This window comes from Streptomyces actinomycinicus (genome assembly GCF_016741775.1).
In the GTDB taxonomy this organism is placed as follows: domain Bacteria; phylum Actinomycetota; class Actinomycetes; order Streptomycetales; family Streptomycetaceae; genus Streptomyces; species Streptomyces actinomycinicus.
The window spans coordinates 15,388-30,065 of sequence record NZ_JAERRK010000009.1; the positions used below are offsets into that span (position 1 = coordinate 15,388).

Consider the following 14,678-nt stretch of genomic DNA (forward strand, 5'->3'; position numbering starts at 1 on the left):
CCCGGAAGGAATCCCATGGCCGGCACCACCGGCGGGCGACCGCCGCTCCTCCTGCTGTGCGCCGCACAGTTCATGCTCGCCCTCGACTTCGCCATCGTGAACGTCGCCCTCGGCGGCATGCAGCGCGACCTCGGCTTCACCGACAGCGGACTGCAGTGGGTCGTGGGCGCCTACGCGCTGTTCTACGGCGGGTTCCTGCTGCTCGGCGGCCGGGCCGGTGACGTCATCGGCCGCAAGCGGCTGTTCGTCGCCGGGCTCACCGTCTTCACCCTCGCCTCCCTGGTCGGCGGCCTCGCCACCGCTCCGTTCGTGCTCGTCGCCGCACGCGCGCTGCAGGGCCTCGCAGCCGCGGCGGTCTCCCCGGCCGTCCTCGCCCTGATCGCCGCCGGCTTCCCGGAGGGCAAGGAGCGGGTGAAGGCGATGGGCGTCTTCGGCGCGGTCTCCTCGGCCGGCTTCTCCGGCGGGGTCGCGGCCGGCGGCCTGCTCACCGAGTACGTCAGCTGGCGCGCGGTGATGCTGGTCAACCTGCCGGTCGGCATCGTCCTGGTCGCCCTCGCCGCCCGCAAGCTCGCCGCCGACCACCACCAGACCCGCGCCACCCGCCTCGACGTGCCCGGCGCGGTCCTCGTCACCTCCGCGATGTGCGCTTTCAGCTACGGCCTGACCGTCGCCTCCGACAAGGGCTGGGACGCCACCCCCGTCATCGTCTCGCTGAGCGCCGGCGCCGTGCTCCTGATCGCCTTCCTGATCGTGCAGACCCGGGTCGCCGCACCGCTCGTGCCGCTGTCCGTCTTCCGCAACCGCAGCCTGTCCTCCGGGAACATCATCGCGTTCCTGTCCGGCGGTGTGATGTCGGTGTCGACCTTCTTCATCACCCTGTACCTGCAGCAGGTCCTCGGATACTCCTCCGTCAAGACCGGACTGGCCTTCTTCCCGCAGGCGTTCGTGGTCTTCCTCGCCAGCGTCCCGGTGATCCGCCTCACCGAGAAGCTGGGCGCACGGCACACCCTCACCATCGGCGGTGTGCTCCTGGCCGCCGGCGGGGCGCTGCTCGCCCAGGTCACGGCCGACAGCTCGTACCTGCTCGTGGTGCTGCCCGGCGGTGTGCTGCTCGGCCTGGGCGTGACCGTCATGATGATCACCACGGCCGTCGCCGCCACCAGCGGGGTGAGCGGGCCGCAGATGGGTCTCGCCTCCGGCCTGTACAACTCCGGCCGCCAGCTGGGCGTCGGCCTCTGCCTCGCCCTGGGCGTGGCGACCGCCGGCCTCGCCCACGGCGCGGTCCGGGCCATCCCCGTCGACGGCTTCCGTGCGGCCTTCTGGTTCACCGCGGCGCTCTCCGTCGGCATCGTCGCGGTCTCGGTCATCGGCCTGCGCGGCACGGCCGTCGCCACGGCGGCCCGGCCGAAGACCCGACCGGCCCCGGCCCCCGACGCCGTGGGCGCCCCCGCCGAGGCCGCGGCCCAGTAGTCCACCGGCGGTCCGCCGCCCTCACCCGGGCCCGGCCGTCGGACTTCCGGCACCGCCCTCCGGGCGGACGGGGGAGTCCGCGGACGGGACCCCGCGCGGCCGGCCCTCGTCCCCCGGAGGGCCGGCCGCCGCACCATCCCGGCACACGCATGCGGAGAGGATCAGGAACGAGCCATGACTCACATACTCGTCGCGGGCGGCGGCATCGGCGGACTGGCGGTCGCGCTGGGTCAGGCCCGCACCGGACACCGGGTGACCGTCCTGGAGAGCCGGCCGGAGTTCACCGAGATCGGCGCCGGGATCCAGCTGGCACCCAACGCCTTCCACGCCCTGGCGGCCCTCGGCGTCCGGGACGCCGTCGCCGGCCGCGCCGACTTCATCGACGAACTGCGCCTGATGGACGGCATCTCGGGCCGGCCGGTCGCCGCCATGCCGCTGACCGGCGGCTACCGGACCCGGTTCGGCAACCCCTACGCCGTGGTGCACCGCGCGGACCTGCACCGCGCCCTCCTCGACGGCTGCCGGGACGCCGGCGTCGAGCTGCGCGCCGGGCAGCGCGTGACCGCCTACGAGCAGGCGGACGGCCGGGTGACCGCGGTGACCGCCACCGGCGACCGCTTCCGGGCCCGGGCCCTCATCGGCGCCGACGGCCTGCGGTCCGCGGTGCGCGAGCAGCTCGTCGGCGACGGCCCGCCGCGCATCTCCGGCCACACCATCTACCGCTCCGTCATCCCGATGTCCGAGGTCCCCGCGCGGCTGCGGACCCGGGCGGTGACCCTGTGGGCGGGCCCGAAGTGGCACTTCGTGCACTATCCCATCGGCGCCGGCTCCTACCTCAACCTCGCCGCCACCCGCGACGACGGCGCCCGCCACGAGATCACCGGCAGCCCCGCCGGCCGCGCCCGCGTCCTCGCCGGGTTCGCCGGACTGGCCGGCCCGGCCCGGGAGTTGCTGGAGCTGGGCCGCGACTGGCGGATCTGGGTGCTGTGCGACCGCGACCCGGTCGAGACCTGGGTGGACGGCCGGGTCGCACTGGCCGGCGACGCCGCCCACCCGATGCTCCAGTACGCCGCCCAGGGGGCCTGCATGGCCCTGGAGGACGCGGTGGTGCTCGGCACCCTGCTGCGCTGCGACCCGGCCGACGTGCCGCAGCGCCTGGAGAAGTACAACGGCGTACGACGCGAGCGCACCACCCGCACGACGCTCACCGCCCGCTGGATGGGCAGCGAGCTGTACCACGCCGCCGGAGCCCGCGCCGATGAGCGCAACGCCCTGCTCGCCGCGCACTCCGCCGAGGACCTGCACGATGTGGTGTCCTGGCTGCACGGCGCCACCGACTTCAGCAGTACCTGAGACGTCCGCACGCCCGATCCGAAAGGCAGATGGCCCGCATGCCCGCGAAGCAAGACGACGCCGAAGTAATTCACTTCCCCAGCGAGGGGGATCTGGAGGGGTGGCTGGAGAAGAATCACGCGCAGTCGGAAGGAGTCTGGCTGAAAATCGCCAAGAAAGGTTCCGGGATCGCATCGGTCGATTCCGTCCAGGCCCTCGACGTGGCCCTCTGCTACGGCTGGATCCCGGGCCAGCGCAAATCACTCGACGCGCAATTCTTCCTGCAGAAGCTCACACCGCGCCGGCCCCGCAGCGTGTGGTCCATGGTCAACATCCGCAAGGTGGAGGCGCTGATCGCGGCCGGCCGGATGCGCGAGCCGGGCCTCGCCGAGATCCGGGCCGCACAGGCCGACGGCCGCTGGGCCGCCGCCTACGAGTCACAGGCCCTCGCCGAGGTGCCGGACGACCTGGCGGCCGCGCTGCGCGGGCGGCCCCGGGCGGCGGAACGCTTCGAGCGGCTCGACCGCACCAAGCGCTACGGCCTGATGCTGCCGCTCCTCAAAGCGGTCGGCGCGGAGAGCCGGGCCGCCCAGCTGGCGAAAATCATCCGGCAACTGGAGACCGCGGAGCACTGAGAACCCGTTCCCCGGCCGCCGCCCCGCCGTACGAACAGCGGGGCGGCGGCTTTTCGCTGCCATAAGCAATTCGCTGTCACGCGCCCCGGACCCGGGACGTCGTGAACATTATTCTTCGGGGCATGACTCTTCATCTTCGTCAATGGGGAAGCGGCGACCGCGTCGCGGTACTCGTCCATGGAATGCTGAGCAATTCGGAATGCTGGTGGGAAGTCGGCCCGGCGCTGGCCGCGCGCGGCTACCGGGTGGTCGCCGTCGACCTGCCCGGCCACGGACTCTCCCCCGCCGACCCCTCCGCCGACCTGGCCGGTTTCGTCACCGCGCTGCTGGAGTCCGTGCCGGCCGCCCCGGCGCTCGCCGTCGGCCACTCGATGGGCGCCTTCGTGCTGGCCTCCGCCCTGGACCGGCTGGCCCCCGGGCGGGTGGTGTACGTGGACACTCCCTTCGGCCCCAGCCGCAGCGACTTCACCCCCGAGGCGCTCACCGAGGCGTACACCAAGGCCAAGGCCCGCCGCACGCTCGACGCCCTCGGCCGGCAGGAGCCCGGCTGGCAGCAGCAGGACCGGGTCGTCGAGGCGCGCGCGGCCGAGCAGTTCGACGTCGCGACCTCGGTGAGCCTGCTGGCCTCCGTCGCCGGCATGGACTTCGCCCCGCCGGAGCACCTGCCCTCGCTGATGATCCACCCCGAGCCGAGCCGCTTCGTACCGCCGGCCGTGGCCGAGCGGCTGACGGCCCGCGGCATACGGGTCCGGTCCGTCGCGGGGGCCGGCCACTCCACCTGGTACGGCCACCACACGGCGTTCATGGCCGCGCTCGACGGCTGGCTGGCGGAGCCGCTGCCGCAGGCCGCCTGAAGTCCGCCGCACCGCACACACGCGTCGCCCCGCCTGAAGTCCGCCGCACCGCACACGCGTCGCCCCGCCGGATGGCCCGGCGGGGCTGCGTCGCGTTCGGCGCCGGACCGGCGCGCGGGCGCTCAGGCGGCGGCCGCCGGAGTACGGTCCGCGACCACGGCCGCCATCCTCGCCACGGTCGGCTCGTCGAAGAGGTCGACGATCTCGATGTCCGCCACGAACCGCTTGCGCACCAGCTCGGTCAGCCGGGCGGCCCGCAGCGAATCCCCGCCCAGTTCGAAGAAGTTGTCGTGCACGCCGACCCCGTCCAGCTCCAGCACCCGGTTCCACAGCCCGAGCAGCGTCACCTCCAGCTCCCCGGCGGGGGCCTGGTACGGGGTGTCGAGTTCGGGGCGCGACCGCGGCGGCTCGGGCAGCGCCGCCCGGTCGATCTTGCCGTTGACACTGAGCGGCAGCCCGCCGATGACGTAGACCGCCGGCACCATGAAGGACGGCAGCCGCCGGGCCAGACCGCCGCGCAGCTCGCGCACCGACGGCACGGCCTCCGCAGCGGGCTCTATGTACGCGGTCAGCTGAACGTCGCCCTGACCGTCCTGACGGGCCAGCACCGCGGCCTGACGGACCCCCGGCAGCGTGGTGAGCACGACCTCGATCTCGCCGAGGTGGACCCGGTTGCCGCGCACCTTGACCTGGTTGTCGGTGCGGCCGACGATCTCGATGCTGCCGTCCGGCCAGTACCGGGCCAGGTCGCCGGTGCGGTACATCACCGGGTGGCGGCCGGGGTCGACCGGGTTGCGGATCCACTTCTCGGCGGTGGCCTCGGGGCGGCCCAGGTAGCCGGCCGAGAGGCTGACACCGGCGATGCACAGCTCGCCGACCAGCCCCGGCGGCAGCGGGCGCAGTTCCTCGTCGAGGACGTAGGTGGTGACGTTGGTGGTGGGCCGGCCGATCGGCGGGAGCCGGCGGGCCCGCCCCTGCACCCCGAGCCGCTCGCCGAGTTCGGTGATGTCGCAGGCGGCGACGACGGTGGCCTCGGCGGAGCCGTACAGGTTGATCAACCGGAACGGCAGGCCGGCCGGCGGCCAGGACTGGATGCGCTCGCCGCAGACCCGGATGTTCTCCAGCGGGGTGTCCTCGGGCCATTCCAGACGCCACAGCCGCTCGGCCATCGGCTTCATCAGCAGGGTGGTGGTGATGCCCTCGCGCAGGAACCACTCCTGCAGCCGGTGCTCGGAGGAGACCACCGACACGTCCGGGATGTGCACGGTGCCGCCGCGGGCCAGCACCGGGAAGCACTCGACCTCGATCATCCCGTACCCGGGTGCGGCCAGCCAGGTGCCCTGGGACTCGCCGGTCGTGCCGCACAGTTCGGCCATGCTGTGGATCAGGTTGCGGGCGGCGCCGAAGCGGACCATGACGGCCTTCGGGGCGCCGGTGGACCCGGAGGTGTAGCAGATGTGGATCAGGTCGTCCGCGTCGACCGGCTCGCTGACCTCGGTGTCCGGCTCGGTGCGCCAGTCGTCGGTGTCCAGCGCGATCACCGGCGCGAGCCCGCTGACCTTCTCCGTGTGGGCGTCGAGGGTCAGTACCACGGCGGCCGAGGCGTCCTGGATCATGTAGCGGATGCGGTCGGCGGGGAAGTCGCTGTCGAGCAGGATCGCCGCGCAGGCCAGCTTGAAGCAGGCGAGCTGAGCGACGAGGCTCTCGGCGCCGCGCGGGAAGCAGACTCCGATCCGGTCCCCGCGGCGCACGCCCACGGCGGCCAGCCGGTGCGCCAACTGGTTGGCCTGGCCGTCGAGTTCGCGGTACGTCAGCCGTGTCCCGGGCAGGATCACCGCCAGCGCGTCCGGGGTGCGGCGCGCGGTCTCGGCGACCAGCTCGTGGAAGTACTCCGGGCCCACCGGTCCCTCGGTGTCGTTCCACTCCACCAGGATGCGGTGCAGCTCCTCGTCGGTCAGCAGGGCGATGTCCCGGACGGTGCCGTCCGTACCGGCGGCCAGCGCGGCCAGCGTGCGCTCCAGGTGGCGGGCGTACTGGTCGGCGGCGGCCGCGTCGAACTCGTCGGCGTCCAAGGCGAGTTCGAGGCACTGACCGGTCGCGGACAGGGTCAGCGCGGCGAGTGCCGTGGAGAGGGGTCCGGTGGTGTCGACGGCTGCGTGCGCCGGGCGGCCGCTGCCGTCCCCGGCCGCGACGGGGGCCGTCGCCACGGCCTCCAGCAGCGCGCCGGCGGTGGTCCGGCCGTCGACGCGGAGGGCGACCGGCTCGGTGACACCGGGCCGGCGCCTGCGGCCGATCAGGAGGTCGGTCTCTCCGGTGTAGCGGTGCACGAGCGCCGCCAGGGCGGCCGTCGCGTACGTCTCGGGACGCTCGGCGACGGCCTCGGGGGCGGTGACGAGCCGCCGGTGCAGGGCGCCGGTCCGCGCGCCGTCCAGGACGCGGGCGAGGGGCAGGGACGAACTCGTGGTGACAGCCACGGCATTGGTTCCTCTCGGGTGGGATGTCGGGTGAGGTGTCGGATGTTGCGAGACGCGAGACGCGAGTGCGAGATGCGGCGGGCGGTGCGGGCAACCCCCGGGGGGGGGGGGACTCAGGTGGCTGGCGTGCGGCGAGCCGAGGGCTCAGGTGGTCGACGCACGGCGGGTGTCGATCGCCGCGGCCAGGTCGTCGATGACCCGCGCGGTCGTCGCCCAGTCCACGCACGCGTCGGTGACGCTCTGGCCGTACACCAGCCGCCCGGTGCGGCCGAGTTCGAGGTCCTGGCGGCCCGCGGCGAGGAAACTCTCGATCATGACGCCGGCGATCCCCTGCTCCCCGGCCGCGGTCCGTTCGGCGATGTCGCCGACCACGAGCGGCTGCCGTTCGTGGTCCTTGTTGCTGTTGCCGTGGCTGGCGTCGACGATCAGCCGCTGCGGCAGCCCCGCGGCGGCCAGTGCCCGCAGCGCCGCGGCGACCTGCTCGGGGCCGTAGTTGGGGCCGTCGGAGCCGCCGCGCAGCACCACATGGCCGTGCGGGTTGCCCGGCGTGGCGACGACGGCCGCGCGGCCGGCACCGTCGATGCCCGGGTGGACGTGCGGGCGGGAGGCGGCGACGACGGCGTCCACGGCGTCCCCGACCCCGCCGTCGGTCGTGTTCTTGAACCCGATCGGCATGCCGAGGCCGCTGGCGAGCTGGCGGTGCACCTGGCTCTGCACCGTGCGCGCCCCGATCGCCCCCCAGGCCACGGCGTCGGCCAGGTACGGCGGGACCAGCGGGTCGAGGAACTCGCAGGCCACCGGCAGACCCATGCCGGCCACCTGGGCCATGAGACCGCGGGCCAGACCGAGCCCGCTGGGCAGGTCGTGCGAGCCGTCCAGGCGGGGATCGCTGAGCAGCCCCTTCCAGCCGACGCGGGTGCGCGGCTTCTCCACGTACACCCGCATGACCACGATCAGCTGGTCCCGGGTCTCGGCGGCGAGCGCGGACAGCCGCTCGGCGTACCCGAGGGCGGCGTCGGGGTCGTGCACGGAGCAGGGGCCGGTGATGACGATCATGCGGTCGTCGTGACCGGTGAGCACCCGGGCGATGTCGCGGCGGGCCAGGGCGGTGGTCTTCTTCGCGAGGACGGACAGGGGGATCTGTGCGCGCAGGGCGTCCGGGGTGGGCAGTTGAGCGGGGGCCGGCACCGAGAGGGCCGGGGGGTTCGGGGCGAGGCTCGCGGAACGAAAGGGTGTCATGACTGTGCTCCGTTTCGTTGGGACGCTGGGACGCTGGGACGCTGGGACGCTGGGACGCTGGGACGGCTGGGACACCGGGCTGGGGGCGCGACTGCCCGCGGTGGGCCGGGCGCCCCGGAGGGGCGCGGGGAACTGCGCGATCAGCCGCTGCGCACCCGCGGCCGGGAACGGTCCGCGGTGACGGGTCAGACGCCGTCGGCCGTGAGAACCGCGGCGGAGAAGGTGAAGCCCATGCCGGTGCCGATCACGAGGACGCGGTCACCGGGGTTCAGCAGGTCGTTGCGGAGCAGGTGGTCGAGTCCGTACATCTGGTCGCAGGGCCCGAGGTGACCGATCGTCAGGCCGAGTTCGTGCACGGTGTTGCGCGGTGCGATGCCCAGCGGACGCAGGAAGCTCTCCCGGTACAGGGTCCGGCCGACGAACGGGGTCAGGAACCAGTCGATCCCGTCGGCGGTGATCCCCGCCTCGTCCAGGGCGCGGCCGACCACGTTCCGGGTGCACTGGGCGGTACGGGTGTGCACGTCCCGGAGCGAGACCGCGCCGGACGCCAGGAACTCGCGGGTACGGCGGCGCATGTCCGGCTGTCCCTCGGGCGCGGTGCGGAAGGGCTCGGCGCCCCGGGAGAGGCCCTCGAGCACGGTGTCGGTCCGGCTCACCAGCGAGCGCAGCCGCAGCCGTCCGGTGTCCCGGGTGACGACCCCGGCCGCGGCCCCGTCGCCGAAGACCATGCCGGGGGAGGTGTGGAAGCGGTCGGTCGGAGGTGCGAAGCGGTCGGCCAGCGTGATCAGCACGGACGGCATGTCCGGGCGGGCCGTCAGGGTGGAGGCGGCGACGTCGAGCGCGGCCAGGGAGCCGTTGGACCAGGCGTTGACCGTCGTCGGCGTGGAGTCGACGTGCTCCCCGAGCAGTTCCCGGGCGATCCAGCAGGCGGCGGGCCACAGGTCGATGCCCTGGAAGTGGCCGTGGCTGTGCAGCAGCAGGGTGTCGGTGCCGACGCGCACGCCCATTTCGGCGGCTTCCTTGACGGCCTGCCGGCCGGCGGTCACCGCCATCTCGGGCGGGGCCTGGGTGGCCTGGGCGTAGCTGACCATACCCGTGCTCTCGGCGGCCTCGGCCGAGTAGCGGCCGTCGGCGACCGCCGCGGCCACCGGCTCGAACGCGCCGAGGGTGCCTCCGGTGCCGGCGATCCAGATGTTGTCGAAGCGCATCGGACGGTTCCTTCCAGGGTGGGGCGGCGGATTGAGGTGCGGTGCGAGGACCGGGCGGGGCCTGTGCAGGACGGGCGGTGTCGCCGTGCCGCCGGGGCGGGCCGGCGGCGGTCCGGCCGGACGGCCGGCCACCGGGCTCCGCTACCGTCAAAAACGCTATGCCGGTATCGAGATCGGGACAACGGCCTCCCGATAAGGGCCCGTTACCTCACCGAGCAGCTCGGCGATCAGCTCGCCGAGCAGTTCCGGGCCGCGCCGCGTGAGCACCGACGCCGGGTGGAACTGGACCGAGGCGAAGCCTGGCCCGCGCAGGGCGTGCACCTCGCCGTCCGCCTCCCGGAACACCCGGACCAGCCCGTCGCGGCCCGGGCAGTCGAGCAGATCCCGGGTGCTGTGCGCCGCGAACGTGTTGTAGAAGCCCACGGGTTCGCTGCGCCCGAAGCAGTCGACCGTGCGCTGCACGCCCTGGCTGGGCACCGCCCGGCGCACCAGGTCCAGCCCGAGCAGTGTGCTGAGCACCTGGTGCCCGAGGCAGACGGAGAGGAACGGGATGCCCTCCCGCAGCAGCCGCGAGGTCACCCCGCGCAGCCGGGCGATCTTCGGGTCCGCCGTCTCCCTGGGATCGCCCGGCCCCGGCCCCACGATCACCAGGTCGTAGGCGTCGAGCGGGAGTTCGTCGTCGTGCCGGCGTACGTCCACCCGGAGTCCGTGCGCCTGGAGCAGGTGGCGTGCCATGTGCGTGAAGGTGTCCTCGGCGTCGATCACCAGCAGCCGGCGCCCGGCCAGCGCCGCCGACGGCCGTGCCCGCTCGCGCGGGTCCTCGAACCAGAAGCCGGCCAGCGGCACGTTGCGCCCGGCCAGCGCCGCCCGCACCGCCGGGTGCGCGGAGACCGGCTCCGCCCGGCCGCGCACGGCGCCCGGGAGCCCGCCCGCCGGGGCGCGCAGCGCCTCGATCAGCCCCGCCGCCTTGGCCCGGGTCTCCGCCGCCTCCGCAGCCGGATCGGAGTCACGGACCAGGGTGGCGCCCACCGGGATCCGTACCCGGCCCGAGGCGTCGACCTCCGCCGTACGGATCAGGATGGCCGAGTCCATCCGGCGCGCACCGGCGGCGTCCCGGCCGATCAGGGCCGCGATCCCGGCGTAGTGCCCCCGGCCCTCCGGCTCGTGACGGCTGATCACCTCGCAGGCGCTCTCCAGCGGGCCGCCGGTGACGGTCGGCGCCAGCAGCGTCTCGCGCAGGATCTCGCGGACGTCCAGCGAGCTGTGCCCCTCGATGAGGTACTCGGTGTGGGCGAGCCGGTCCATCTGCTTCAGGAACGGCCCGCTCACCCGGCCGCCCCCGTCACAGACCCGGCCCATCATCTTCAGTTCCTCGTCGAGGACCATGTACAGCTCGTTGGCCTCCTTGGGGTCGGCGAGGAAGTCCAGCACCTCCGCCGGCACGGGACCGCCCGGCGGGTAGCGGTAGGTGCCGCTGATCGGGTTCATGACGAGCCGGCCGGCGTCCAGGCTCACATGGCGTTCCGGCGACGCCCCCACGAAGGTGCGCTCCCCGGTGTGCACGACGAACGTCCAGTGGCTGCCCGGGGCGCGGCCGGCCAGCCGGCGGAAGAACGACAGCGCGGTCCGGGCGGACCAGCCCTCGATGCGTGCCGTGAAGGACCGGCGCAGCACGAAGTTGGCCCCGGCGCCCCGCCCGATCTCCTCGGCGAGCACCCGGCGCACCCGTGCGGCGTACTCCTCGTCGTCGGCGTCGAAGCGGCCCTCGTCCATGGCGATCGGCACGTCCGGCAGCCGGTCGAGCACCTCGTGCAGCGGCAGCACGGCCTGGTCGTCCACGGCCAGGGCGAGCAGCGGCGCCCCGTCGTCGCGGCAGGCGAAGCCGCGCTCGCGGATCTGCCGGTACGGCAGCAGCGCCAGCACCTCGTGCCGTGCCCCGGCCGGCGCGTCCGGCAGCGGTATGTCCGCGATCAGCTCGTGCACGGCGACCCGGCCGGTCAGGACGTCGATCCGGCCGGGCCCGGTCGCGCCCGGCCGGTGCAGCAGCGCGAACGGCGGCGGGTCGGCGCCCAGGATCCGCTCCAGGACCGGGTGGGCGGTCATGACCTGCCCCCGTCCATCGCGGCCAGCACGGCCCGGGTGGGCAGGGTGACCGAGCAGCGGGAGGCGACGTACTCCAGGGTCTCCCGGTGCCGCCGGGCCGAGAAGTCGGCGATCGCATCGCTCACCACGAACGTCTGGACGTCGTGCGAGAAACCCTCGTGCGCGGTCATCAGGATGCCGACGTGGGCGTACACCCCGCAGATCACCAGCTGGTCGCGGCCGGTGCGGCGCAGCAGTCCGAGCAGATCGGTACGGCAGAACGCGCTGGGCCGCCACTTGGTGAAGACCTGGTCCCCGGGGCCCGGGGCGATCCGCTCCGGGATCGCGCGGTGCTCCGGGTCCGCGCTCATCCCGGCGCCCCAGAAATCCTTGAGCAGCCCGCGCTGCTCGTCGCTCATGCCGCCCGGCTGGGCGGTGTACACCACGGGGGCGCCGGCCGCCGCGAACGCCCCGCGCAGCGCCTCGGCGTGGTCGAGCAGATCGGTCAGCGGCTGCCGGCCGATGCCGGGGCCGCCGTGCCCGAAGGGGGTCAGGAAGTAGTTCTGCAGGTCGTGGACGAGCAGCACGGCGCGGGCCGGGTCGACCGTCCACGGGGCGGTGTTACGGGGGAGTTCGTCCTCCGTCGGCATCGGATAGGGGTCGATGACAGGTATCGGCATGATGACTCCACGGTCGAGTGCGGGGACCGGCCGGACCGGCCCGGGGGTCAGGCTCCGAGCGCGGCGCCGCCGTCCACCACGAGCGAGTGCAGGGTGATGTGCGCGGCCTGCTCGGTGAGCAGGAAGAGGACGGCGTGCGCGATGTCCTCGGGCTGGGCCAGCCGGCCCAGCGGGATGCCCAGCCGGTAGGTGTCCGGTGAGCCCTCGACGGACGGCCGGGCGAAGTCGCCGCCGGCGTACATGGCGGTGAGCATCGGGGTCTCGGTGGAACCGGGCGCGACGACGTTGCACCGGATGCCGTAGCGGGCCACCTCAAGGCCCAGCGTCCGGGTGAAGCTGGTCGCCGCCGCCTTCGACGCCGCGTAGGCGGCCATGTTCCAGCGCGGCACCGACGCCGCGTTGGAGGTGACGGTCACCACCGCCCCGGAGCGGCGCGGCACCATCCGTGCGACCACCGCCCGGCTGACGTGGAAGACACCGCCGGCGTTGACGGCGAAGGTGAGGTCCCAGTCCTCGTCGCTGTACCCGGTGACCTCCCCGGTCCGCAGCACGCCGGCCGCGTTCACCAGGTGGTCCAGCGGCCCGAGCGCGGACTCGGCGCGCTCCACAGCGGCATCCACCTCGGCGCTGGACCGTACGTCGGCGGCGACCGCCAGCACGCTCGCCCCGCCGGCCCTCAGCTCCTTCGCCAGCGGTTCCAGGGCGGCCCCGTCGGCGTCCAGCAGGGCGACACGGGAACCGGCGGCGGCGAGCCCCCGGGCCACGGCCGCCCCGATGCCGCCGGCGGCGCCGGTGACCAGGGCGGTCGTACCGTCCAGGGCTGCCCTGCCGTTCCACTGCGCCCCGGTCATCGTTCCCCCCTCCATCCCGTGTGATGGGCGGCGGCCGCCCGGCGGCGCCGTTCGAGCGTCTCGGTGCGCCGGCGCAACACCGCCGCGACGGTGTCGCCGTCCACGCCCAGGCAGCGCACCGTGAAGGAGGACAGGGCCTCCAGGTACTCGGCCTCCAGGGCGTCCTCGTCCAGCTCGGTGGAGCGGCCGTCCTCGATCAGCACCCGGCCGCCGACCACGACGGTCTCCACGTCCAGGGAGCCGCCGAGCGCCAGGAAGCCCTCCAGCGGGCGCGGGTTGAGCAGGTAGCGCCAGTCACCGGCGGGTACCAGCAGCAGGTCGGCCTGCTTGCCGGGCTCCAGGCTGCCGATCCGGTCGCCCTGGTCCAGTCCCCGGGCGGGCAGCCGGGTGGCCATGGCGAGCGCGTCGGTGGGCAGCACCTCGGTGGGGTCGGCGTACATCTCGTTGTAGAGCTGCCACACCGCCCGCATCGCCTCCGGCATCCCGCCGAGCGGTACCGCGGCGCCGTCGGTGGAGACCGACACGTCCAGCCCGGCCCGCCGGAACTCCGGGATCACCCGGGTCTCGGAGACGGTGGACTCGCCGGCCTGCCCGTACTTGGCGGGCGAGTGGCTGATGTGCGCCCCCGCGTCGATGAGCAGCGCCCGCTCGCCGGGGTCGGCGAAGCCGCAGTGCACCGCCATGAACCGCTTCGACAGCAGCCCGGCGTCGGCGAACCGCCGTACCGGGGTGGCGCCGTAGTAGGCCAGCATCACGTCGGCCTCGTTGCGCAGCGCGCCCACGTGGGTGGCGAACGGGACGTCGTAGCGGGCGGTCAGCTCGGCGAAACCGGCCGCGAGTTCGTCGCTCATGTTGGTGCCGTAGACCGCGGTCGGCCAGGCCCGCACCAGGCCCCCGGGGTCGGCCGCGCACGTCTCCAGCAGTTCCTCGATCCGCTGGAGTTCCAGGTCCGTGTCCCGGGTGCGCCGGAACCGGCTGTCGCCGGGGGCGCACACCGCGTCGGCGGCCCAGGTGCTCACGGTGATCCGCATGCCCAGGTCCCGGGCGGCCCGGGCCAGCGCCTGCGGCTGGTTGAGGGAGCCGACGTCGCCCAGCGTGGTGACACCGGAGCGCAGCTGGGTCCACATCGAGTAGCGGGCGATGGCCAGGGCCTCGTCGGGGGTGAGCCGGTCGACGTGGTCGTGGAAGGTGTCGAACACGACGGAGATCTGCGGGACGTCGCCGCCCAGCGCCATGAACACCGGCTTGTCGTCGCGGTCCGAGGCCGGGCGCAGCGCGCCCTTGAAGGGGAAGCGCATGGCGAACATCTCGTGCCAGTGGGCGTTGACGAAGCCGGGCAGGATCATCCGGTCGTGGGCGTCGACGACGCGCAGCCCGGCCCGGTGGTGCGGCTCGACCGCCGCCTCGACCTCGGCGCGCGGGCCCGCGGCGACGATGACGCCGTCGGCGGCGAGCACCGCTGCGTCGGGCACGACCCGGTCGGCGGCGTCCGCGGGGTAGAGCACCCCGCCACGGATCAGCAGGGCGCCCATCACGCCGCTCCCGCCTCGCGTGCGGACCAGGCCTCGTCGAGGTGCCGGTGCCAGGCGTCCAGGGTCGGGGCGCCGGTGAGCGCGGCGAAGTCGACCGGGATGCCCTGCCGGCGCCACCGGGTGACCAGGAGCATCGCCTCCAGGGAGCCGAGCCCGACGTGCACCAGATGGGTGTCGCCGGCGAGGGACTCCGGCGCGACGCCGATCGCGGTGGCCACGTCGCGGCGCAGTTCGTCGGCGGAGAGCGGAGCGGTACGGCGGGGGGCACGGCCCCGGGCGCGGGCGGTGGACGGGGAGGAGCTGGTGGGTACGGTCATGACG

The 14,678-nt window shown here is 74.1% G+C and carries 12 protein-coding genes; 4 read left to right on the forward strand and 8 right to left on the reverse strand.

Annotated elements, in window-relative coordinates; all coding sequences use genetic code 11:
• Positions 1–15: 15 nt before the first annotated feature.
• The 4 genes from JK359_RS19430 to JK359_RS19445 all read left to right on the forward strand — a co-directional run bounded on the left by JK359_RS19430 (position 16) and on the right by JK359_RS19445 (position 4,291).
• Positions 16–1,470, forward strand: a complete 1,455-nt coding sequence (locus JK359_RS19430; RefSeq protein ID WP_201837238.1) for an MFS transporter — start codon at positions 16–18, stop codon at positions 1,468–1,470.
• A 174-nt stretch (positions 1,471–1,644) separates the two neighbouring features.
• Positions 1,645–2,823: a 3-hydroxybenzoate 6-monooxygenase gene (locus tag JK359_RS19435; protein ID WP_201837240.1), complete on the forward strand. Its 1,179-nt coding sequence runs from the start codon at positions 1,645–1,647 to the stop codon at positions 2,821–2,823.
• Between the two features lie 38 nt (positions 2,824–2,861).
• Entirely contained in the window at positions 2,862–3,437 is a 576-nt protein-coding gene (locus JK359_RS19440) for a YdeI/OmpD-associated family protein (protein ID WP_201837242.1), read from the forward strand.
• Positions 3,438–3,559: 122 nt separating this feature from the next.
• Positions 3,560–4,291 carry an alpha/beta fold hydrolase gene (locus JK359_RS19445; protein WP_201837244.1) on the forward strand — a complete coding sequence of 244 codons (732 nt, stop codon included), beginning with the start codon at positions 3,560–3,562 and terminating at the stop codon, positions 4,289–4,291.
• Positions 4,292–4,413: 122 nt separating this feature from the next.
• Here JK359_RS19445 and JK359_RS19450 read toward each other — a convergent pair whose 3' ends face one another.
• The 8 genes from JK359_RS19450 to JK359_RS19485 form a co-directional block, all read right to left on the reverse strand.
• Positions 4,414–6,765, reverse strand: coding sequence for an amino acid adenylation domain-containing protein (locus JK359_RS19450; protein ID WP_201837246.1), 2,352 nt, complete (start codon positions 6,763–6,765; stop codon positions 4,414–4,416).
• Between the two features lie 144 nt (positions 6,766–6,909).
• Entirely contained in the window at positions 6,910–8,004 is a 1,095-nt protein-coding gene (locus tag JK359_RS19455; RefSeq protein ID WP_201837248.1) for a 3-deoxy-7-phosphoheptulonate synthase, read from the reverse strand.
• A 185-nt stretch (positions 8,005–8,189) separates the two neighbouring features.
• Complete coding sequence (locus JK359_RS19460; protein WP_201837250.1) at positions 8,190–9,212, reverse strand: ketoacyl-ACP synthase III family protein; 1,023 nt, start codon at positions 9,210–9,212, stop codon at positions 8,190–8,192.
• A 156-nt stretch (positions 9,213–9,368) separates the two neighbouring features.
• The gene (locus tag JK359_RS19465) at positions 9,369–11,315 is read right to left on the reverse strand and encodes an anthranilate synthase family protein (protein WP_201837252.1); all 1,947 of its coding nucleotides are present in this window, start codon (positions 11,313–11,315) and stop codon (positions 9,369–9,371) included.
• The gene (locus tag JK359_RS19470; protein ID WP_236678123.1) at positions 11,312–11,974 is read right to left on the reverse strand and encodes an isochorismatase family protein; all 663 of its coding nucleotides are present in this window, start codon (positions 11,972–11,974) and stop codon (positions 11,312–11,314) included. Before JK359_RS19470 ends, JK359_RS19465 begins: the two co-directional genes overlap by 4 nt.
• A 47-nt stretch (positions 11,975–12,021) precedes the next feature.
• Complete coding sequence (locus JK359_RS19475) at positions 12,022–12,825, reverse strand: 2,3-dihydro-2,3-dihydroxybenzoate dehydrogenase (protein WP_236678124.1); 804 nt, start codon at positions 12,823–12,825, stop codon at positions 12,022–12,024.
• Positions 12,822–14,357 (reverse strand): amidohydrolase family protein, encoded by a 1,536-nt coding sequence (locus JK359_RS19480; RefSeq protein WP_201837256.1) that lies wholly within the window; start codon positions 14,355–14,357, stop codon positions 12,822–12,824. Before JK359_RS19480 ends, JK359_RS19475 begins: the two co-directional genes overlap by 4 nt.
• Positions 14,357–14,674 (reverse strand): phosphopantetheine-binding protein, encoded by a 318-nt coding sequence (locus JK359_RS19485; RefSeq protein ID WP_201837258.1) that lies wholly within the window; start codon positions 14,672–14,674, stop codon positions 14,357–14,359. The genes JK359_RS19480 and JK359_RS19485 overlap by 1 nt, the downstream gene beginning before the upstream one ends.
• Positions 14,675–14,678 lie beyond the last annotated feature (4 nt).